General features: G+C 47.9%; 17 protein-coding genes and 1 tRNA gene. 11 read left to right on the top strand and 7 right to left on the bottom strand.

Annotation, left to right across the window (positions count from 1 at the left end; genetic code table 11):
* Positions 1–180: 180 nt before the first annotated feature.
* The gene (locus HGH92_RS14440; protein ID WP_078670220.1) at positions 181–1,047 is read right to left on the bottom strand and encodes an RNA polymerase sigma factor RpoD/SigA; all 867 of its coding nucleotides are present in this window, start codon (positions 1,045–1,047) and stop codon (positions 181–183) included.
* 363 nt (positions 1,048–1,410) lie between these two features.
* On the opposite strand from HGH92_RS14440, the gene HGH92_RS14435 reads away from it, so the two are divergent.
* Positions 1,411–1,791 (top strand): START-like domain-containing protein, encoded by a 381-nt coding sequence (locus HGH92_RS14435; protein ID WP_168871390.1) that lies wholly within the window; start codon positions 1,411–1,413, stop codon positions 1,789–1,791.
* Here HGH92_RS14435 and HGH92_RS14430 read toward each other — a convergent pair whose 3' ends face one another.
* Entirely contained in the window at positions 1,792–2,406 is a 615-nt protein-coding gene (locus HGH92_RS14430) for a hypothetical protein (protein ID WP_168871389.1), read from the bottom strand.
* 155 nt (positions 2,407–2,561) lie between these two features.
* Between HGH92_RS14430 and HGH92_RS14425 the strand changes: the two genes are divergently transcribed.
* The 3 genes from HGH92_RS14425 to HGH92_RS14415 all read left to right on the top strand — a co-directional run bounded on the left by HGH92_RS14425 (position 2,562) and on the right by HGH92_RS14415 (position 6,445).
* Entirely contained in the window at positions 2,562–4,019 is a 1,458-nt protein-coding gene (locus HGH92_RS14425; RefSeq protein ID WP_168871388.1) for an LptF/LptG family permease, read from the top strand.
* 11 nt (positions 4,020–4,030) lie between these two features.
* Positions 4,031–4,702 (top strand): phosphatase PAP2 family protein, encoded by a 672-nt coding sequence (locus HGH92_RS14420; protein WP_168871387.1) that lies wholly within the window; start codon positions 4,031–4,033, stop codon positions 4,700–4,702.
* Between the two features lie 117 nt (positions 4,703–4,819).
* Positions 4,820–6,445, top strand: coding sequence for an ArnT family glycosyltransferase (locus tag HGH92_RS14415; protein ID WP_168871386.1), 1,626 nt, complete (start codon positions 4,820–4,822; stop codon positions 6,443–6,445).
* 74 nt (positions 6,446–6,519) lie between these two features.
* Here the strand turns inward: HGH92_RS14415 and HGH92_RS14410 are convergent, their stop codons facing one another.
* The gene (locus HGH92_RS14410; RefSeq protein ID WP_168871385.1) at positions 6,520–7,251 is read right to left on the bottom strand and encodes a superoxide dismutase; all 732 of its coding nucleotides are present in this window, start codon (positions 7,249–7,251) and stop codon (positions 6,520–6,522) included.
* An 86-nt stretch (positions 7,252–7,337) separates the two neighbouring features.
* Between HGH92_RS14410 and HGH92_RS14405 the strand changes: the two genes are divergently transcribed.
* The 7 genes from HGH92_RS14405 to HGH92_RS14375 all read left to right on the top strand — a co-directional run bounded on the left by HGH92_RS14405 (position 7,338) and on the right by HGH92_RS14375 (position 13,444).
* Positions 7,338–7,559, top strand: coding sequence for a hypothetical protein (locus HGH92_RS14405; RefSeq protein WP_168871384.1), 222 nt, complete (start codon positions 7,338–7,340; stop codon positions 7,557–7,559).
* Between the two features lie 194 nt (positions 7,560–7,753).
* On the top strand, positions 7,754–8,476 hold the full coding sequence (locus HGH92_RS14400) for a hypothetical protein (protein ID WP_168871383.1): 723 nt from the start codon (positions 7,754–7,756) through the stop codon (positions 8,474–8,476).
* 17 nt (positions 8,477–8,493) lie between these two features.
* On the top strand, positions 8,494–9,612 hold the full coding sequence (locus tag HGH92_RS14395) for a ThiF family adenylyltransferase (RefSeq protein ID WP_168871382.1): 1,119 nt from the start codon (positions 8,494–8,496) through the stop codon (positions 9,610–9,612).
* A 13-nt stretch (positions 9,613–9,625) separates the two neighbouring features.
* Entirely contained in the window at positions 9,626–11,797 is a 2,172-nt protein-coding gene (locus tag HGH92_RS34025) for a 7TM diverse intracellular signaling domain-containing protein (RefSeq protein ID WP_168871381.1), read from the top strand.
* Positions 11,798–11,812: 15 nt separating this feature from the next.
* The gene (locus HGH92_RS14385; RefSeq protein WP_168871380.1) at positions 11,813–12,910 is read left to right on the top strand and encodes a sensor histidine kinase; all 1,098 of its coding nucleotides are present in this window, start codon (positions 11,813–11,815) and stop codon (positions 12,908–12,910) included.
* On the top strand, positions 12,894–13,313 hold the full coding sequence (locus HGH92_RS14380) for a two-component system response regulator (RefSeq protein WP_078670208.1): 420 nt from the start codon (positions 12,894–12,896) through the stop codon (positions 13,311–13,313). Before HGH92_RS14385 ends, HGH92_RS14380 begins: the two co-directional genes overlap by 17 nt.
* Positions 13,314–13,368: 55 nt before the next feature.
* Positions 13,369–13,444, top strand: a tRNA-Ala gene (locus HGH92_RS14375).
* Between the two features lie 202 nt (positions 13,445–13,646).
* Here HGH92_RS14375 and HGH92_RS14370 read toward each other — a convergent pair.
* Genes HGH92_RS14370 through HGH92_RS14355 form a run of 4 tightly spaced genes read right to left on the bottom strand, consistent with a single transcriptional unit; the run spans position 13,647 to position 17,896 of the window.
* Positions 13,647–14,804, bottom strand: coding sequence for a hypothetical protein (locus HGH92_RS14370; RefSeq protein WP_168871379.1), 1,158 nt, complete (start codon positions 14,802–14,804; stop codon positions 13,647–13,649).
* A 38-nt stretch (positions 14,805–14,842) separates the two neighbouring features.
* Complete coding sequence (locus HGH92_RS14365; RefSeq protein ID WP_168871378.1) at positions 14,843–16,429, bottom strand: response regulator; 1,587 nt, start codon at positions 16,427–16,429, stop codon at positions 14,843–14,845.
* Positions 16,430–16,472: 43 nt separating this feature from the next.
* Positions 16,473–17,054: a chemotaxis protein CheB gene (locus tag HGH92_RS14360; protein WP_168871377.1), complete on the bottom strand. Its 582-nt coding sequence runs from the start codon at positions 17,052–17,054 to the stop codon at positions 16,473–16,475.
* A 14-nt stretch (positions 17,055–17,068) separates the two neighbouring features.
* Entirely contained in the window at positions 17,069–17,896 is an 828-nt protein-coding gene (locus tag HGH92_RS14355) for a protein-glutamate O-methyltransferase CheR (protein WP_317166404.1), read from the bottom strand.
* Positions 17,897–17,898 lie beyond the last annotated feature (2 nt).

Raw genomic sequence — 17,898 nt, 5'->3', positions numbered from 1 at the left:
CAAAATTATTGTTTTCGGGCGAGAATATGCCAAGAATCTTGGAATTCACCGGAACCGGGGAACGGGCGGGACGGGACGGCCGGGCGGGGAGTAAAAAAATAGCGGAGACAGAGAGCTGTTTTTCAGCTCCTGTCTCCGCCAAAGCGTTTATATCCAACAATTCTGATTCGTATGTAATGTCTATCCCAGGTAGTTCCGGAGCAGTTTGCTTCTGGAAGTGGTCCTGAGTTTGGTAATGGCCTTGTCTTTGATCTGACGGACCCTTTCGCGGGTGAGGCCAAATTTTTCCCCGATATCTTCGAGGGACATCGGATGTTCCACTGCGATGCCGAAATACAGCATGATCACATCTTTCTGGCGATCTGTGAGGGTAGACAGGGACCTTTCGATTTCCCGGCGAAGGGAGTCATGGTGGTCCAGTTCCTCGTCAGCGCTAACGGCGTTTGGATTTTCGAGCACGTCCAGCAGGGAGTTGTCTTCCCCGTCAATGAACGGCGCGTCCATGGACACGTGGCGGGCGGCTACGCCGAGGGTGGCTTCCACTTCATCGGTATTGATTTCGAGGATAGTGGCCAGCTCGTCGGGTGACGGCTCCCTTTCAAATTCCTGTTCCAGCTGGGAATATGCCTTGCTGATCTTATTGCTGAGGCCTACTTTGTTCAGCGGCAGCCTTACGATCCTGGACTGTTCTGCCAGTGCCTGCAGGATGGACTGACGAATCCACCATACGGCGTAGGAAATGAATTTAAAACCGCGCGTTTCATCAAAACGTTGAGCAGCTTTAATTAACCCCAGGTTGCCCTCGTTGATCAGGTCGCTGAGCGACAGACCCTGGTTCTGATACTGTTTGGCAACGGATACCACAAAGCGGAGGTTAGCTTTAGTCAGCTTTTCCAATGCTCTCTGATCGCCCTGCTTGATGCGGATGGCGAGATTTACCTCTTCCTCCGGCGTAATTAAATCCACCTTCCCAATCTCCTGCAAGTACTTCTCCAGGGACTGAGATTCCCTGTTGGTAATGGATTTAGTGATTTTAAGTTGGCGCATTGACATAGAGTCGGAACAGTTACAGGTTAAGAAAAAGTTAAGATTTGATGAATGCCTGACAAAAATAACTTTTTTTAGAAGCCGACCAAAAAAAATCTATCGTTTTTAAATCATTTCCAAATAAAATCGATTGATCTTTAAGAGCTTATTATTTTCCTGCTAACCCGCTCCCCATATAGGGTCGGCTGCAATCGTCCGTCAGCACGCAGTTACAAATAGTGGAATTTTATAATATTTATAAATTCTATAAGATGTTCATACATTCTTCGGATTAATTAAAAAAAAACCGTAAATTATTTTGACAGAATAAAATATTTTCTATAATTGCAACCAGATGATATTGATTTACTAATTATTTGAGAGATGTCTAAGAAAGTGCTTTACGAGTTGGAATTCCCGGTTAGGTGCTCCCCCGGTATCCTATACGAATTCCTGTCAACCCCGGCCGGTTTGCAGGAATGGTTCGCAGACAGGGTAGATTTCCGGGACAATGTTTTTTCCTTTTCCTGGAATGGCAGCGCAGAGGAAGCGGAGATACTGGAGCAGGAAGAAGATGAATTCATTAAATTCCATTGGCTCCACGCCCCCAGGGAAGAATTCTTTGAATTCCGCATACAGATTTCAGAAGTCACCAACATGACCATCCTGGTGGTCAAAGACTTCGCTGAAAAGAGAGAGATTAAAGACCAGAGCCAGCTTTGGGAATCCCAGGTAAAAGATCTGTTCCATAGAATCGGAAACTAATCACGGCCTTTTCACCGTCAATTCATTGAGTAGGGTCGCATAAGCCTCCACTATATCAGTAATTATTTCTCCCCAGCGTTCCAATGCAAACGGTTTCGCCAGTTTAATGAAATTTTTCCGGCCAACCAGCCTTTTCCAGTCTTCTAAACCCATATCACCTATGGACCGGTAATTTCCGTTTTCAAAATCATGCTCCCAGGGATCTTCCGGCAGATACACCTGAAAACCGGCAGCCGCCAGTGGCCCATACGCCGCCAGCAGTGATGCCTCAAACCGCTTTTTGACCGCTCCCGCCAGGTGCAGGGTGCAGCTAAAGTAATGCCCCCACCAGAACATGCTGCGGAAGGCAAATACGTCCGTTTTACCGAAATACCGTGGATAATCCAGGATTACCCAGGGCAGCGATTTGTATTGCTCCCCTTTTGAGATCTTGGGCCCCTGTTGCAACCACTCCGGCTCAAAAGCGAACGCTGACCCCGCATCCCAGGCAGCCAGCGCTTCCTGCAGCTTCCCCATCAACAGCATCACCTTCTCTATGGCCTTGTTTTTCAACTCCATCACCCGGGGTGTAAATACAATAGCCGCCTCTTCTGCGGTGAGATAAAAATTTTCCATATAATTTAACGGTATTTTCAGGGATGCTTTAACACTCCTTTGTGAAATCGTGCTACCTTTACGTTCGCAAAACGCATAGGGTTGGCCGGAACACAAAGATGAGCGTTCCCGGCGAACCTTTTCCCTTTTGCTGGCAAAAAAATCAGGCATTATCAGTGAAGAAACTCGATAAATTAATCATTAGAACATTTCTGGGCCCCTTTGTGGCGACCTTTTTTGTGACGCTTTTTGTACTGGTAATGCAGTTCCTCTGGAAATATGTAGACGACCTGGTAGGAAAAGGACTGGACACGATGGTGATCGTTCAACTGATCGCCTACACCAGCGCCACACTGGTAACCCTCGCCCTGCCCCTGGCCGTACTGCTGTCATCTATCATGACCTTCGGTAACCTGGGAGAAAGCTTTGAGCTGGTAGCCCTGAAATCGGCCGGTATTTCCCTGCTGCGTTTTATCCGCCCCCTCATGGTGGTGTGCAGCATCATCGGCGTCCTGGCTTTCCTGTTTGCCAACTACGTGATCCCCGTGGCCAACCTGCAGGCCAAATCCCTGCTTTACGACATCACCTATTCCAAGCCCGCCTTCAATATCAAGGCAGGCGTATTTTACCGCGACATCCCGGGGTATACCATCAAAGTGGCCCAGAAAGATAAAGACAACCAGACCATCCATCAGGTCATGATCTTTGATCACTCTGCCGGTGGCGGCAGCGGCGACAGGATCATTCTCGCCGAAAAAGGCCAGATGGTGCTTACCGCCAATAAACGTTTCCTGTACTTCATCCTCGAAAACGGCTGGAGATATGAAGAGAAAGGCAATCGCGGCTATTCCGTTCCGGGGGACATGATCCGTTTCAGCTTCAAAAAATACAGCAAGGCGTTTGACCTGAGCTCCTTTGCGTTTAACCGCCTCAATACTGACCTCTTTGCCTCCAACCAGCAGATGCTCAACATCCGGCAGCTGGACTTTGCCATAGACTCCCTGCAGAAATCACAGGTGGTTTTCGCTAAAACCGTCAATGCCTATGTGACAGTGCGTTTTCCTTTCTTCCGCTGGAAAGACTCCGCCTGGGCGGCTACCGCGCCGCCGCTGAAGGTGAAGGACTTTGAGGAAATCATTCCTGAAAAAAGCCGGCACAACGCGTTGGAGAGAGCGGAACAAAGCGTTCGCGAAACTTTAAGCTCCCTGGAGGCGCCGACTAAAGAATATTCTGACAAGCACGGCGTTATATTGATGCATAAAGTGGAATGGCAGCGCAAGTTCACCCTGGCGGCCGCCTGCGTGGTAATGTTCCTGATCGGGGCACCCCTGGGTTCCATTATCCGTAAAGGAGGTCTGGGCACCCCGCTGGTATTTGCCGTGATCTTCTTTGTGATCTTTAATATATTTTTCATGATCGGCGAAAAGATGGCCCGCAGCGGAGTGATGTTCACCTGGTCGGGCATGTGGCTGTCGAACATTGTCCTGTTGCCCATCGCCGGCTTTTTAATTTATAAAGCCATGAACGATTCCAACTTATTCAATAAAGAATTTTATTTTCGCATATATCAAAAAATAAAAAAGTTCTTACAAAAGTTTAAACGTAACAGGTTTAAAACGCAACCTACAATTTAAAACCTACAGAATTGAAAACACTGTTAACACTGTTCAGAAAGAATGCTTATTTTTTTCTGCCCTTCCTACTGTGGCTCATAGTGGGGGGAGTAATGCTGGCAACCTACAGCCAACGTGAGTTATTTCTTGGCATCAACGGAGAGCACTCATCGTTTGGGGATGTGTTAGTTACCGGGATCACTTATCTCGGAGATGGTATTATGTTTGGCATTATCCTGTTGCTGATGCTGCTCATGCAGAAGTTCAGAGTATTTTTCATCGGTCTGGCAGTATTTCTGCTGGCAGCCGTAGTAGTACAGGTGGCTAAACATTATTTTAACGCGCCGAGGCCTATCAGCTATTTTGGTGATGAAGCCGCTTCACTGGTACATACCGTGAAATGGGTGACCGTACACAGCAGCTGCAGTTTCCCTTCAGGGCACTCTGCCGTGGCTTTTGCCATGTTCAGCTTCCTCTCTGTATGGCTGCGCAATAAAAAGCTGGGATTCCTGTTTATTGTATTAGCACTGACGGCAGGTTATTCCCGCATTTATCTGGCACAACACTTTTTTGCGGACGTATATGTAGGCAGTATCGTTGGCACTCTTAGCACCATTATTGTGTGTGGGTTCTTCAGGTTCCAGGACTCCGCCACTTCTCCGGAAGTATGTCCGGAAGCCGTGATGAACGCCAACGCGGCGTAAATCCCTAAGTTTTTCAAAGGAGCAAAGTTCGCAAAGATCAGCACCTTTGCGGACTTTGCTCCTTTTCTTTTTTGCATTTTCAGAGCGCGCCGAAGTGCTCATTTTTTATAAACCGTGATGATGAAATACCTGCTGATTGCACTTGTGGCTGCCCTGCTGTTTATACCTTTTCTGGGGGCTGTACACCTTTTTGACTGGGACGAGATAAACTTTGCCGAAGCAGCCCGGGAAATGATTGTAAGCCATAACTACAGTCAGGTCCAGATCGATTTCCGGCCCTTCTGGGAAAAACCGCCCCTGTTCATCTGGATGCAGGCGGGCAGCATGCTGCTTTTTGGCGTGAATGACTTCGCCGCCCGTCTTCCTAATGCGATCATCGGTATAGCCACCCTGCTGACGCTTTTTGGCGTCGGCAAAAAACTGGCGGATGAGAAAATGGGCATGTGGTGGGCCCTGGTATATGCAGGCTCCTGGCTGCCACACTTTTATTTCAAGTCTGGTATTATTGACCCTACCTTCAACTACTTTATTTTCCTGGCCGTCTATTTTGCGTACCGGATAGCCTACAGTAACCGGTCGTACCGCATGGCCATGCTGAGCGGCTTTTTCCTGGGTCTGGCAGTGCTCACCAAAGGGCCGGTGGCCATCCTCGTGTCCATGCTTACGCTGCTGGTATATTGGCTTTGGAACAAATTCCGCATTGGTATCAAACTGGCGCATCTCGGCCTTATTGCCCTTTTTGCGTCTGTCACTACCCTGTTGTGGTTTGGTTACGAGATCCTCGCCCATGGCTGGTGGTTTGTCAATGAATTTGTGACCTACCAGGTCCGGCTGCTCACCACTGAAGATGCCGGTCATGGCGGCCCGTTTTTCTACCACTGGGTAGTACTCCTGATTGGTTGTTTTCCTGCAAGCATCTTCCTGTTTTCGTATATCCGTGGCAGAAGAAAGACCATCTACCGGCAACCCGCAGCTGCCGAACAGAAGGATTTTACGGTGTGGATGTGGATATTATTCTGGGTGGTGCTGGTCCTGTTTTCCATTGTGAAAACCAAGATCGTGCATTATTCTTCCCTGTGTTATTTCCCGCTGTCCTATCTGGCAGCCTACCAGGTATATAAACTGTCTTCCGGCAAACTGCGCCTGCGTGGCTGGAACATTGCCCTGTTGTGCGTGACCGGAATTTTGCTGGGTATTGCGATTGCCCTGTTGCCGCTGGTAGGCGTGTACAAAGACATGATCATACCCTATATCGGCGATAAGTTTGCCGCGGCCAACCTGCAGGCTGAAGTACCCTGGTCTGTGGCAGAAACCGGCTACGGTATCGCCTATATTATATTGGTGGTCATCAGCGTTGCGTTACTGTTCAAGCGGAAAATCACCAACGGGCTGATATGCCTGTTTGTGAGCACTATGGTGATCATCCCGGTAACGGTACTGCATTTTGTACCGAAGCTGGAACGTTATTCCCAGGGCGCAGCCATCGACTTTTTTATTTCGCTGCAAGGCAGGGACGTGTATGTAAAAGCACTGGGCTATCACAGTTATGCCCAGCACTATTACACACGGGAACAGCCTCATCACAATAAAAACTATCCAGACACCAACTGGCTGCTGAACGGCGCTATCGACAAACCAGCGTATTTTATTTGCCGTATCACTGACAGTGAAGAGTTTATTCACCATCCCAATCTGGAAGTGATTGGGGAGAAGAACGGGTTTGTTTTTATGAAACGTAAATAGTTATACTAAACATAAAAGTAAAAGCGGGAAGGCCTGGCAGGCCTTCCCGCTTTTACTTTTATCGGGAGTTGTGCTCACGCGTTGTTATAACGCTTTTCCACCTCGTCCCAGTTCACTATGTTCCAGAAAGCGTTGATATAATCCGGGCGTTTGTTTTGGTACTTCAGGTAGTAGGCGTGTTCCCATACGTCCAGCGCGAGGATAGGCGTGCCTTTTTCCTTTACGATGTTATGCATGAGCGGGTTGTCCTGATTAGGGGTGTTGATCACCGACAATTTTTTGCCGGGGCCTGCTATCAGCCATGCCCAGCCTGAGCCAAATTGTGTTTTACCGGCATCATTGAATTTCTCCTGGAATTTCTCAAAGGAGCCGAAGTCTTTATTGATGGCAGCTTTCAGTTTCTCGGAGGGAGTTGTTTTTTTAGGAGACAGCAGGGTCCAGAACAGGGAGTGATTGTAATGGCCGCCGCCGTTGTTGCGGACAGCTTTGTCTTTATCAGCTGTGGTTACCTTATGCAATATTTCTTCCAGCGACAGGGTGGCGAAGGGCGTGCCTTTGATGGCGTCGTTAAGATTTTTTACATAGGCGCCATGGTGTTTATCGTGGTGCAGTTCCATCGTCATTTTATCGATGTAGGGTTCCAGGGCGTCATAAGCATAAGGCAGTGGCGGCACTACAAACGGGGCCTTCGGGTCGTCGGAGCTGGTTTTCGCAGAAGTAACGGGCACGGCCAGGCTGCTGAGGGGGCCGCTGAGCGCAGCTACGCCAGCGAGGCTGGTCAGCTTTATGAATTCTCTTTTGTTCATATTAAAAGAATTGAAATTTGTTTATAGAAATAAGAGAGATACAAATCTAACTGTAAAGGGAATTCATCGCAGCAAAATTTACACCAATGCGTACGGCTATTTTCGCCAGTAAAATATTTACAGATACTTATACTGTTGAATACCAGGGTACGACATCTTGTGTGTTTAGTATTTATTCAAAAAACGGGACATTCTTTATGGATTATTCTGGAAATAATACTATTTTACCATTACCTTCATGTGAAGATGTAGAGCTTTTTAATCTTTTTCAACAAATGGAACTATTTATCCCGGGAGATGCTAACTAAAGAGAAAGAGATGCAATCCCCGCTATAAAGGCCAACGATACTATGCTGTATACTCCCGCCATGGTTACAGCCTAGTGGAAAAGCGGTAGCTTTTTTGCTGACGATGCTTATAAATTAAAACTGCGTATATTTTTTTAAAGCCACCCGACCCTGGCTGACTTAAAACTAAAAAAAATTTTAAAGCATTCCCATACATGCTCAAGGTAAGAGTATTCAAGGCAATCGAATATCCCGAAGAATGTTTGCAATATATTGCAGGACATCGGAAGGTGCTGGAAGCCTATGGTGTGACGAAGGTGACCTCCGCAAACGTCGACTGGATGTACGAGCCTTATACCTACATTATTACCGTGAGCAATGACGACTATACTAAAACATATGGTGGCTGCCGGATACAGCTGGCCGGAGGAAGTGTTCCGCTTCCGATTGAGAGCGCCATCAACAATATGGACCCCAGGATATACGACATAGTAAGGGAATTAGCCGCAGGCGGCGGCACCGGTGAATTTTGCGGATTATGGAATTCCCGGGAGGTGGCCGGCTGGGGTATTGGCAGCATTGTCCTCTTCAGGGTGGTAAATGCCGTATTGAACCAGTTGCCTGTCTCCACCTTTTTAGGGTTCTGCGCGCAAACTACCTTCCGCAACAGTATCCGTACCGGGTATCAGATTATGACCAATATCGGTAATCAGGGTACTTTCTATTACCCCAAAGAAGACCTGATCGCTACCGCGCTCATACTGAACGACCCCCTGGAACTGAAGAGCGCCCACCCGGAGGACCGCGAAAGAATGATGAGTTTACGCAACAATCCGGTGCAAACGATTGTAGAAAAAGGGCCTAAGGGAGAGATGCAGGTTGACTATGACCTGAGGATCATGTCGGCGGCAACGAGCGACCTTCCGCTATCCCGGTAGCAATAAATAATTTAACGATGAACAACGTACTAGTAGATGCTATTGCAACGAGCCAACAGAGATCATTAGAAAGGAAAGTAGAGTTTTTCAGGTTAAAGGACCCCGCACAGCTGGACGCCCTTACCCAGTTGCTCGTCCGGCAACCCGGTATCCGTGTCTTCGACGAGATACAGTCGCAGCTGGCAGAGCTTATCCGCCTTCAACATCCAACAGAAAGGTTATCTGACGCCGCCCTTGCCAAAAAGGTGGCCGCCCACCTGGGCAACACGTCCCCAGCCGCGTATGGTGTATGGGTATACTACCCCTGGTCCGGCTATGTGGTGCATATTCTCGACGAAGCTGAATTTATACAGCTGCGCACCAGCCGCAATCAACATAAAATCACAGAAGCAGAGAGAAAAATCCTGCAGACCAAAAAAATTGGCGTTATCGGCCTTTCCGTTGGACAGTCCGTTGCCATGGCACTGGCCATCGAAAGGCTCTGCGGAGAACTTCGTATAGCCGACTTTGACCGGCTGGACCTCAGCAATATGAACCGTATCCGGACAGGCGTTCATAATGTGGGCATCCTGAAAACAGTGTTGGTGGCCCGGGAAATCGCCGAAATTGATCCTTTTTTAACGGTCCATTGTTATGATAATGGTATTTCTGATGAAAACATAGACGCTTTTCTGACCACAGGCGGCCCGCTCGACATACTCGTGGAAGAATGTGACGGCCTGGATATCAAGGTGCTGGCCCGTCAGCGTGCCAGGTCCATGCAGATACCGGTAGTGATGGACACCAGCGACCGGGGCATGGTGGATGTAGAGCGGTTTGATCTCCAGCCTGATTTACCTATATTGCATGGACGGATACCGGAAGACATCACCGCCCCCCAGATACGAAACATGCAGGGACCGGAAAGGATGGAACTGGTAGACCGTATTGTTAATTTCAATGCCATGTCAACCAAAATGCAGGCCTCTCTCGCTGAGATAGGCAAAACGATTACCACCTGGCCGCAGCTGGCTTCGGCCGTAATGCTGGGAGGCGCCGCTATCGCCCATGTGTGCCGGGAAATAGGGCTGAAAAGAGAGGTTGCCTCCGGCCGTTACTATGTAGACCTTGAACAGATTTTTAATCACGATAAATGATCCGAAATAAGCCATGCGACTTCTGATCAGACCGGCATTTTACAAATTCGTATGCCTGTTACTGTTAGTAACGGCCCGCTGGGTGCCTGCCTGGGCAGATACCATCTGCATATCCCACAACTATCCCATCCAACTGGCTGAATACGGCCAGCTGGAATACCTGCTGGACCCGGCCGGCGACCTCACGTTCAAAGACGTGGAACACTCCCCCGCTTTCCAGAAGCTGCCAAAACAGATTCCTAATTTCGGGCTGACCAAGGACGCCATCTGGCTTCGCTTTACCGTCAAAAACAGCACCCAGTTTCCGGAGCTGATGTTCAATATCACCTATCCGATCCTGGACCTGATAGACCTATATTACCCTGGCCCCAACGGCTATGAGGTGATTCCGGGAGGGGAATTACGGCCCTTCAAAAAAAGACCGGTCGTACACCAGAACTTCGTGTATAATGTCAGTATTCCTACCGGCTTGTCCAGCACTTTTTATCTGCGTATACAAAGCCGGGAGGCCATCCTGGTGCCGGTGTACATCGGCACGGCCAGGGAGATATACAGCAAATTGTATAACGACGACCTGCTGCTCTCCATCTATATCGGTATCATCCTCGTTATGATATTCTACAATACCTTCATTTTCTTTTCCGTAAAAGACTGGAGTTATTTTTACTATATCATCTACATCGCCTGTGTGGGATTGGCGCAGATCTGCCTGCATGGTTTCGGGTACCGTTTCTTCTGGCATGAAAACCTGTACGTCACCGAGCAAAGTGTACTGTGGGCCGGCGCTCTGTCGGGCATCTCGGTACTGTTGTTTGTACAGAGCTTCCTCCACGTGCGGGAAAAAGCACCCTGGGCCTACCGGACCATGAACCTGTTTGTGATTGTATATTCGAGCACCATCGTACTGTCGCTGCTAGGGTATTTCTCCGTCGCGTATGCCCTGATAGATTTCCTGGCCATTACCGGCGTCAGCTTCATTTTGCTGTTTGCCATCATGCAGGCCGTGAAACATTCCCGCACTGCTAAAATATTTGTACTGGCGTGGACAGTGTTCATTCTCGCCATTATCTGTTTTGTATTGAAGGATGTGGGCATCATCCCCTATAATATCTTCACCAGCCATATTATCGTAATAGGGTCCGCGATAGAGGTCATACTGCTGTCCTTTGCCCTGGCAGACAAAATCAACACCTTTAAAGCCGAAAAAGAAGCATCACAGGCCATCGCCCTGGAGATATCCAAAGAAAACGAACAACTGGTAAGAGAACAAAATATCATCCTGGAAGCCAAAGTACAGGAACGCACGGAGGAACTGCAAAACAGTAACCACGACCTCAATGTGGCCCTTACCAACCTGAAAGACACCCAGACAAGGCTGGTGGAAAAGGAAAAAATGGCGTCCCTCGGTCAGCTGACCGCCGGTATTGCCCATGAAATCAATAACCCGATCAACTTTGTCACCTCTAATATCAAGCCGCTGAAACTTGATATTGCCGACCTGCAGGAGCTGCTTAACCGCTACGACAGGCTGGCCGACAAAACCGATATCCAAAGTGAGCTGAAGTCCATCGAACAATTCAAGCGGGAAATTGATATTGAATATATCCATGAAGAAATATCTTCCCTGATCAAGGGCATCGAGGATGGCGCCGCCCGTACCGCAGAGATCGTGAAAGGGCTGCGTACTTTCAGCCGTCTGGACGAAAGCGATGTGAAGTCCATCGATATCCATGAGGGCCTGGACTCTACCCTTGTGCTCCTGCGCAATGGCATTCCGCCCAATGTTAACATCATTAAGCACTATGCGGAACTGCCTAAAATTGAATGTTACGCCGGTAAGATCAACCAGGTGTTCATGAATATCTTCTCCAACGCCCTGAATGCGATCAAAAGCAAAAAAGAACAACACAACGAATCCATTACCATTACCACCGGCCAGGAAGACCAGTTTATCGTTATCCGGATCAAAGACACGGGGATTGGCATGTCGGAAGAGGTGCAACAGAAGATATTTGACCCCTTCTTTACCACCAAAGACGTAGGAGAAGGGACCGGCCTGGGGCTTTCTATCGTATTCAGCATCATAGAGAAACATAAGGGTAAAATCATCGTAAATTCCACCCCCGGGGAAGGAGCGGAATTTATTATATATTTACCTCTCAACATCACGATTCATCAATCATAACCATAACACCCTTTAATGAAAGAAAACCGCATTAGAATATTATATATCGATGATGAAATCCATAATCTGAACGCCTTCAAGGCCAGCTTTCGCAGAAGTTACGAGATTTATACCGCAAACTCAGCGCAGGAAGGCAAACAATTACTGAAGGAGATTATGGTCCATATCATCATAGCGGACCAGAAAATGCCTGTATCTACCGGGGTGGAGTTTTTTAATGAAATCAAAGACACCCTTCCCGACCCGATGCGCATTTTGCTGACCGGTTATACCGATGTGGAAGACATCATTGATGCCATCAACAAGGGGCATATCTTTTCCTATATCAAAAAACCCTGGGATGAAAACGAGCTGCATAAAACCATCAACAATGCATATGAGATCTATTCTACCCGCAAACAGCTCAAGGAAAAGATCGCAGAACTGGAAAAAACCAATGATGAGCTGAACCGGTTCATCTACTCCACTTCCCATGACCTTCGTTCCCCGCTGATGTCTGTACTGGGTATTATTAACCTGTCACGGCTCGATAATTCAGTGGTAGACCCCAACGGCTATATGAACATGGTAGAATCCTGTGTACTGAAGCTGGACGGGTTTATCCAGAAAATCATTGAATACTACCGTAATTCCCGGCTGGAAATAGAATATGAGAAAATAGATTTTAATACCCTGTTGAATGACTGTATCACCGCCTTTCAGCCACAGAACACTGCCATCCGGTTTAATACCCAGGTGGACCAGGTAGCCGAGTTCCGGGGAGATACTTTCCGGATCAGCGTTATTTTAAACAATCTTATTTCCAACGCTGTTAAGTACCAAAAACCGGAAGAACCTGAACCAACGGTCAACCTGTCGGTAAAAGCAGAACCGCATAAGGCCACCATCTGCATCCGGGACAACGGTATCGGTATCCTGAGCGAGCATCTGAACAACATCTTTAAAATGTTCTTTCGCTCCAAGAACAACAACAAACCAGGAAGTGGCATAGGCTTATACATCGTAAAGGAAGCCCTCAGCAAAATTGGCGGTACAATTAATGTAGAGTCCAAATACGGCGAAGGCACTCAATTTGAAATTACCATCCCGAACAGAAATGAATTCGATACCTGACCTGCGCGTCATATTGATTGATGACAATGAGATTGATTTATTGCTGCATGAGAAGTTGATAACCTTTCAACAAATCAGCAGAACGGTGATTTCATTCGCCAATGCTAACAAGGCGCTGGAGTTTTTATCGTCCAATATCGCCCTGCCCAAAATACCCCCTACTATCATTCTGCTGGATATCCAGATGCCTGAAATGGATGGCTTTGAATTCCTGCAGGCTTTTGATACCTATCCTCAGAAAATAAAATCGCAGTGCCATATTGTGATGGTATCGTCCTCTCTCGATTATGGCGATATCACCCGTACTAACGCCAATCCACTCGTCATCAAATTACTCCGCAAACCCTTGCTGCTAAAAGAACTGAAGGAAACCGTAGAAGGAATTTTTAAAGATTTTGTGTAAAAAGTTGGCAGATTCGGAAAATTATCTATTTTTGCATTCCCGAAAGGGAAAATATGGGGGATTAGCTCATCTGGTAGAGCGCAAGCATGGCATGTTTGAGGTGAGCGGTTCGAGCCCGCTATCCTCCACCAAAAAATCGTTAAAACCCGCGCCCAGCGCGGGTTTTCTGTTTTTAGTATCGCTGTATTTTTTGTATTCCAAACATCATTACACGCCCTGTTTTCTCCGCCGTTTTTTCATGATGACAACAGACAATGACCATCAAACCGGACAATGTACTTTTGCTATGCCCTGTATAAAAAAAATCCGGTCACTGACCGGATTTCGTAATGTCTATGATTTCTTCATACTGGCTTTGATCGTGTCTACTTCAGCTTTTAGCTCCTTGTTTTCCTTGTCAAGCTGAATAAGGTACAATGTCAGTTCTTCCACTTTTCGGAGGAGTTTGCTGTTCATCTCTTCCAGGTCAATGCCTTTCTCTTTCACCGCTTCCGCAGAGGGCATATCAGGCAAATGCTGATGCTGACTGATATATGCGTCCAGTTCCTGCAACGACGGCAGACTGTAGTCTTTAGCAAATACATAATCCGGCCAGCGTTGCTGGTTCTTTACCACAATCCTTTCCGCTATCATATTACCGGCCACGGCCAACCGGTAACCTTTGGTATCGTGTACGCCTACCCCGACGTTACCTCCGTTGGGGTTCAGGTATATGTTGCCTTGTTCTGCCGTAGGTGAAAAAGCCTGGATAAAACCACTGTTATCCTGACCTATGGAAATCCCCAGCCCGCCCTGGAAATTAGGAGAGACGCAGGTGATATGATGACCGCCGGAAAAGAGGTTCTGCTGGCTGGTAGGAACACGGATGGTCATACCGCCGGTCCTCCCTGTGCTGACAATTAGCGCATCCGATGTTGCCGGATAAATGGCCGGATACAAACTGGCGTCTCCCACCACCATACCGCCGGGCGCTGCTACCGGATCATATTGTTTAAAGGGCTGTACTTCCGTCACCTCTGTCGCTTTCGCCAGCTGTAACACAGGGTTTTGAACGTATCCTGTAAAGGAAAATTCGGTCAGCATAGAGTTATTGTCGATCATGACAGCCAGGTACTTCTGGCCGTTGTAACGGAGTGTCACCAGAGAGGCCAGCTCATTGTAGCTGATAAGGCTTCCCCTGTCTGAATTATAGGCTGACGCGGTATTTACCTCTATGGTCCATTTCCGGTTCCACGACCCCATGTGGCCGCGTATACCGGTGATCTTTCCCATCACAAAACAGCCGTCCATAAGAGCACTGTCATAGGATTTATGTAGCAGGACGTAATTAAACCCCTGGCTGTCATCTGTACTGCCCGGGATCTCCGCATTCATCCAATAAGTCCTGGTGGGGGATGGCTGCCTGTCCTGTGTAATCGTATAGGTTGTTTGTGCATAGGTAGCAACCGAAAAAACTGCCAGTAGCAGTAACGTACATGCAATTCTCTTCATGAAGTATAGGTTTGAAACAAAGAATAAAAATGCGTTTATCAGTTGTTGTTGGGTACTTTTATTTGCTGAACGGGTAACACAATAATAAAGGCGGTCCCTTCTCCTTCCACACTGGTAGCGGTAATAATCCCCTGGTGTTTGTCAATTACCTTCTTGGCAATGGCCAGTCCGATACCGGTGCCTTCGTAATGGTCTGCATTATGCAGGCGTTGAAAGATAGTGAATATTTTGGACAGGTATTTTTCATTAAACCCAATGCCATTATCGCGAATGGTTATACGGCAATAGTCGCCATCGGCCTGTGACAGACCGTCGACCGAACTTCCGGCTATGGTTTCAGCGGAGATATGAATTTCCGGGGCCAGGTCTTTCCGGGAAAATTTAAGAGCGTTACTGATGATGTTCTGGAACACCTGACGGATCTGCCCAGGAACAGCTTCAATATGGGGCAATTTTTCCACACGTACCACAGCTTGTTTCTCTGTAATGGTCAATTCAAGGTCGCTGATAATTTCCTGTACCACCACATTCAGGTCGGTCACTTCGTATATGCTTGCTGCCGACAGGCGGGAATAGTTCAGGAGATCATTGATCAGCCGGGCCATTCTTTCCGACGAGCCTACGATCCTTTCCATATAGGACATGGCGCCGGGATCGGTTTTCAGGAAGCGGTCGCGCACAATGGCGCCAAACAGCTGTATTTTACGCAACGGCTCTTTAAGATCATGAGAGGCCACAGAGGCAAACTGTTGCAGATCATGGTTACTGGCTTCGAGCGATTTGTTGATTTCCACCAGCTCTTCGGTCCTTTCCTTTACTTTCTGCTCTAATATTTCGTTGGTCTGTTTCTGATGGGCAATATCGGTGAAGGTACCGATCCATTTGCTGATACCGGTATTTTCCCTTACCGGGATAACACGCAACAGATGACAGCGGAAACTATTGTCTGCCCTGTCTTTCAGGTAAACTTCCTTTTCCAGCGGCAGGCCGGCATACAGGGTATCATCGAGGCATTGCCGCAGGCTTTTGTCCATTGGCAGGGTTTCCGGCAACTGCTGCAGGCTGTCGGCGTATTTAAACCAGTTGCGGTTAGCATATTCTATCTGTCCATCGGGGGTAACGGTAAAGGCTATCTGAGGCAGCACTTCGAGCATGGTATGCAGCTCGTTCACCTTTTCGCTGAGGGCGGCCTGCGCCAGCTTACGGACTTCCACTTCCTCCTGGAGCGATTGATGTATCTGCTTGAGCTCCTGCGACTGCTGGTAAAGGCGGGAGAACGTTTTTACTTTCATCAACAGGACGTCCGGATCTACCGGCTTGGTGAGATAATCGATACCACCGGAGTCGTAGCCTTTTACGATGAAACGCTTTTCTTTATTGACCGCAGACAGAAATATGATAGGAATATCCTTTGCCTTGCTGTAGCCGGAAATAGCTTCCGCCACCTCAAATCCGTCCATACTGGGCATCTGCACGTCCAGGATGATCAGGGTGTAGCTGTTTTTCAGTATTTTTTTTAACGCCTCTTCACCGGACAACGCCGTATCCACTTCAAACTGGTATAACTCAAGCGTTTTCCGGATGGATAAAATATTCTCAGGCTTATCATCAACAATCAAAATCATACATGAATTATTGGGCTGGAATTTTTTTTTCAATAACCATACCTCAACCGACCATCAGGCCGGCAAAACTATTAATAAAAGACGCCATGTCGGCCGCTGCCAGCACGTAATCCACCGGTACAGCCTGTATGGCATGGCGTGGCATAAAATCCACGATGGCGGTGTCCGGGTCCTGTACGATCGTGATACCGCCGGCTTCATGCACATCTGCCAATCCTTCCACACCGTCGTCATTGGCACCGGACAACAACACAGCCATTGTTTGCGGACCAAATACTTCCACCGCTGAAGTAAACGTAACGTCTATACTGGGACGGCTGAAATTTACTTTCTCGGAATAGTCCAGGCTCAGCGTGTGATCTGTTTCTATCAACAAATGATAGTCACCCGGCGCAATGTAAATCGTGCCGGGCAGGAGCAGCTCTTTCTCTTCCGCCTCGCGGACAGGCAATGAGGTTTTGACGGCCAGTAACTCCGCCAGTACAGAATCTGAACTGCTTTGCCTGTGCAGGACAATGATCACCGCTGCATTCAAACGTGCCGACAGCCCCGGCAACAATGTCAGGATAGCCTGTAAACCACCGGCGGAACCGCCGATCAACACCACGCGGGAAGCTGTGTCCATAGTTATTTTGTTGATTACAGATGATGTTTCCGCCAGATCTTCTCTTTACCGTCCAACTGCCTGAACTGCCCTGACACAGTGGTAAAGTTAAGCGATTCCTTGCTGCCCAGCGCCAGGAAGCCGAGTGGCTCCAGGCTGTCGCAAAACAGCCGCAGCACTTTATCCTGCAGCATTTTATTAAAATAGATCAACACGTTCCGGCAGATGATCAACTGGAATTCATTGAACGAACCATCTGTGACCAGGTTATGGGGAGAAAAAATAATTTTCCCTCCAAGGTCCTGCCTGAACTTAGCATACTCGTAGTTGGCCGTGTAGTACGACGAGAAATCCTGTACCCCGCCGGCTTCCATGTAATTGCGCGAATATTGCTGCATCTGTGAAAGCGGGAAAATACCGGTCCTCCCTTTTTCCAGCACACTGGTATTAATGTCTGTTGCATAAATCACCGATTTGTGCAGCAGGTTAGCCTCTTTCAGCAAAATAGCGAAAGAATACACTTCTTCCCCGGTAGAACAGCCGGCATGCCATATCCGGATAAGCGGATATGTGGCCAGCACCGGCAGTACCTGTTGACGAAGCGCATAATAAAATTGCGGATCACGGAACATCTCCGTTACGTTCACCGTGATCTCCTCCACAAAACGCGACGCATAATCCGCGTCAGTAATAATACGATAGCGGAATTCCGCAAAGCTCGGGAAACGGTCCAGCTGAAAAAGATGATTCACCCGTCTGTTAATGGAGGCATGTGCGTACTCGGTAAAGTCATACCCATAACGCTCCAGCACATCGTTGAGTAACATGCTCACTTCCTGTTCACTAATATGATTCCTGTTCACAG

The sequence above is a fragment of the Chitinophaga varians genome (assembly GCF_012641275.1).
GTDB classification, from domain to species: domain Bacteria; phylum Bacteroidota; class Bacteroidia; order Chitinophagales; family Chitinophagaceae; genus Chitinophaga; species Chitinophaga varians_A.
The sequence above is the reverse complement of the archived record's forward strand: the minus strand, read 5'-3'. Positions and strand labels throughout refer to the sequence as shown.

Excerpts from the sequence above, each read along its gene's own strand:
- HGH92_RS14405 (WP_168871384.1), top strand. The coding sequence starts at position 7,338 with ATGCGTACGGCTATTTTCGCCAGTAAAATATTTACAGATACTTATACT.
- HGH92_RS14395 (WP_168871382.1), top strand. The coding sequence starts at position 8,494 with ATGAACAACGTACTAGTAGATGCTATTGCAACGAGCCAACAGAGATCA.
- HGH92_RS14430 (WP_168871389.1), bottom strand. The coding sequence starts at position 2,406 with ATGGAAAATTTTTATCTCACCGCAGAAGAGGCGGCTATTGTATTTACA.
- HGH92_RS14400 (WP_168871383.1), top strand. The coding sequence starts at position 7,754 with ATGCTCAAGGTAAGAGTATTCAAGGCAATCGAATATCCCGAAGAATGT.
- HGH92_RS14360 (WP_168871377.1), bottom strand. The coding sequence starts at position 17,054 with ATGGACACAGCTTCCCGCGTGGTGTTGATCGGCGGTTCCGCCGGTGGT.
- HGH92_RS14385 (WP_168871380.1), top strand. The coding sequence starts at position 11,813 with ATGAAAGAAAACCGCATTAGAATATTATATATCGATGATGAAATCCAT.
- HGH92_RS14370 (WP_168871379.1), bottom strand. The coding sequence starts at position 14,804 with ATGAAGAGAATTGCATGTACGTTACTGCTACTGGCAGTTTTTTCGGTT.
- HGH92_RS14410 (WP_168871385.1), bottom strand. The coding sequence starts at position 7,251 with ATGAACAAAAGAGAATTCATAAAGCTGACCAGCCTCGCTGGCGTAGCT.
- HGH92_RS14365 (WP_168871378.1), bottom strand. The coding sequence starts at position 16,429 with ATGATTTTGATTGTTGATGATAAGCCTGAGAATATTTTATCCATCCGG.
- HGH92_RS14415 (WP_168871386.1), top strand. The coding sequence starts at position 4,820 with ATGATGAAATACCTGCTGATTGCACTTGTGGCTGCCCTGCTGTTTATA.
- HGH92_RS14440 (WP_078670220.1), bottom strand. The coding sequence starts at position 1,047 with ATGCGCCAACTTAAAATCACTAAATCCATTACCAACAGGGAATCTCAG.
- HGH92_RS14435 (WP_168871390.1), top strand. The coding sequence starts at position 1,411 with ATGTCTAAGAAAGTGCTTTACGAGTTGGAATTCCCGGTTAGGTGCTCC.
- HGH92_RS14380 (WP_078670208.1), top strand. The coding sequence starts at position 12,894 with ATGAATTCGATACCTGACCTGCGCGTCATATTGATTGATGACAATGAG.
- HGH92_RS34025 (WP_168871381.1), top strand. The coding sequence starts at position 9,626 with ATGCGACTTCTGATCAGACCGGCATTTTACAAATTCGTATGCCTGTTA.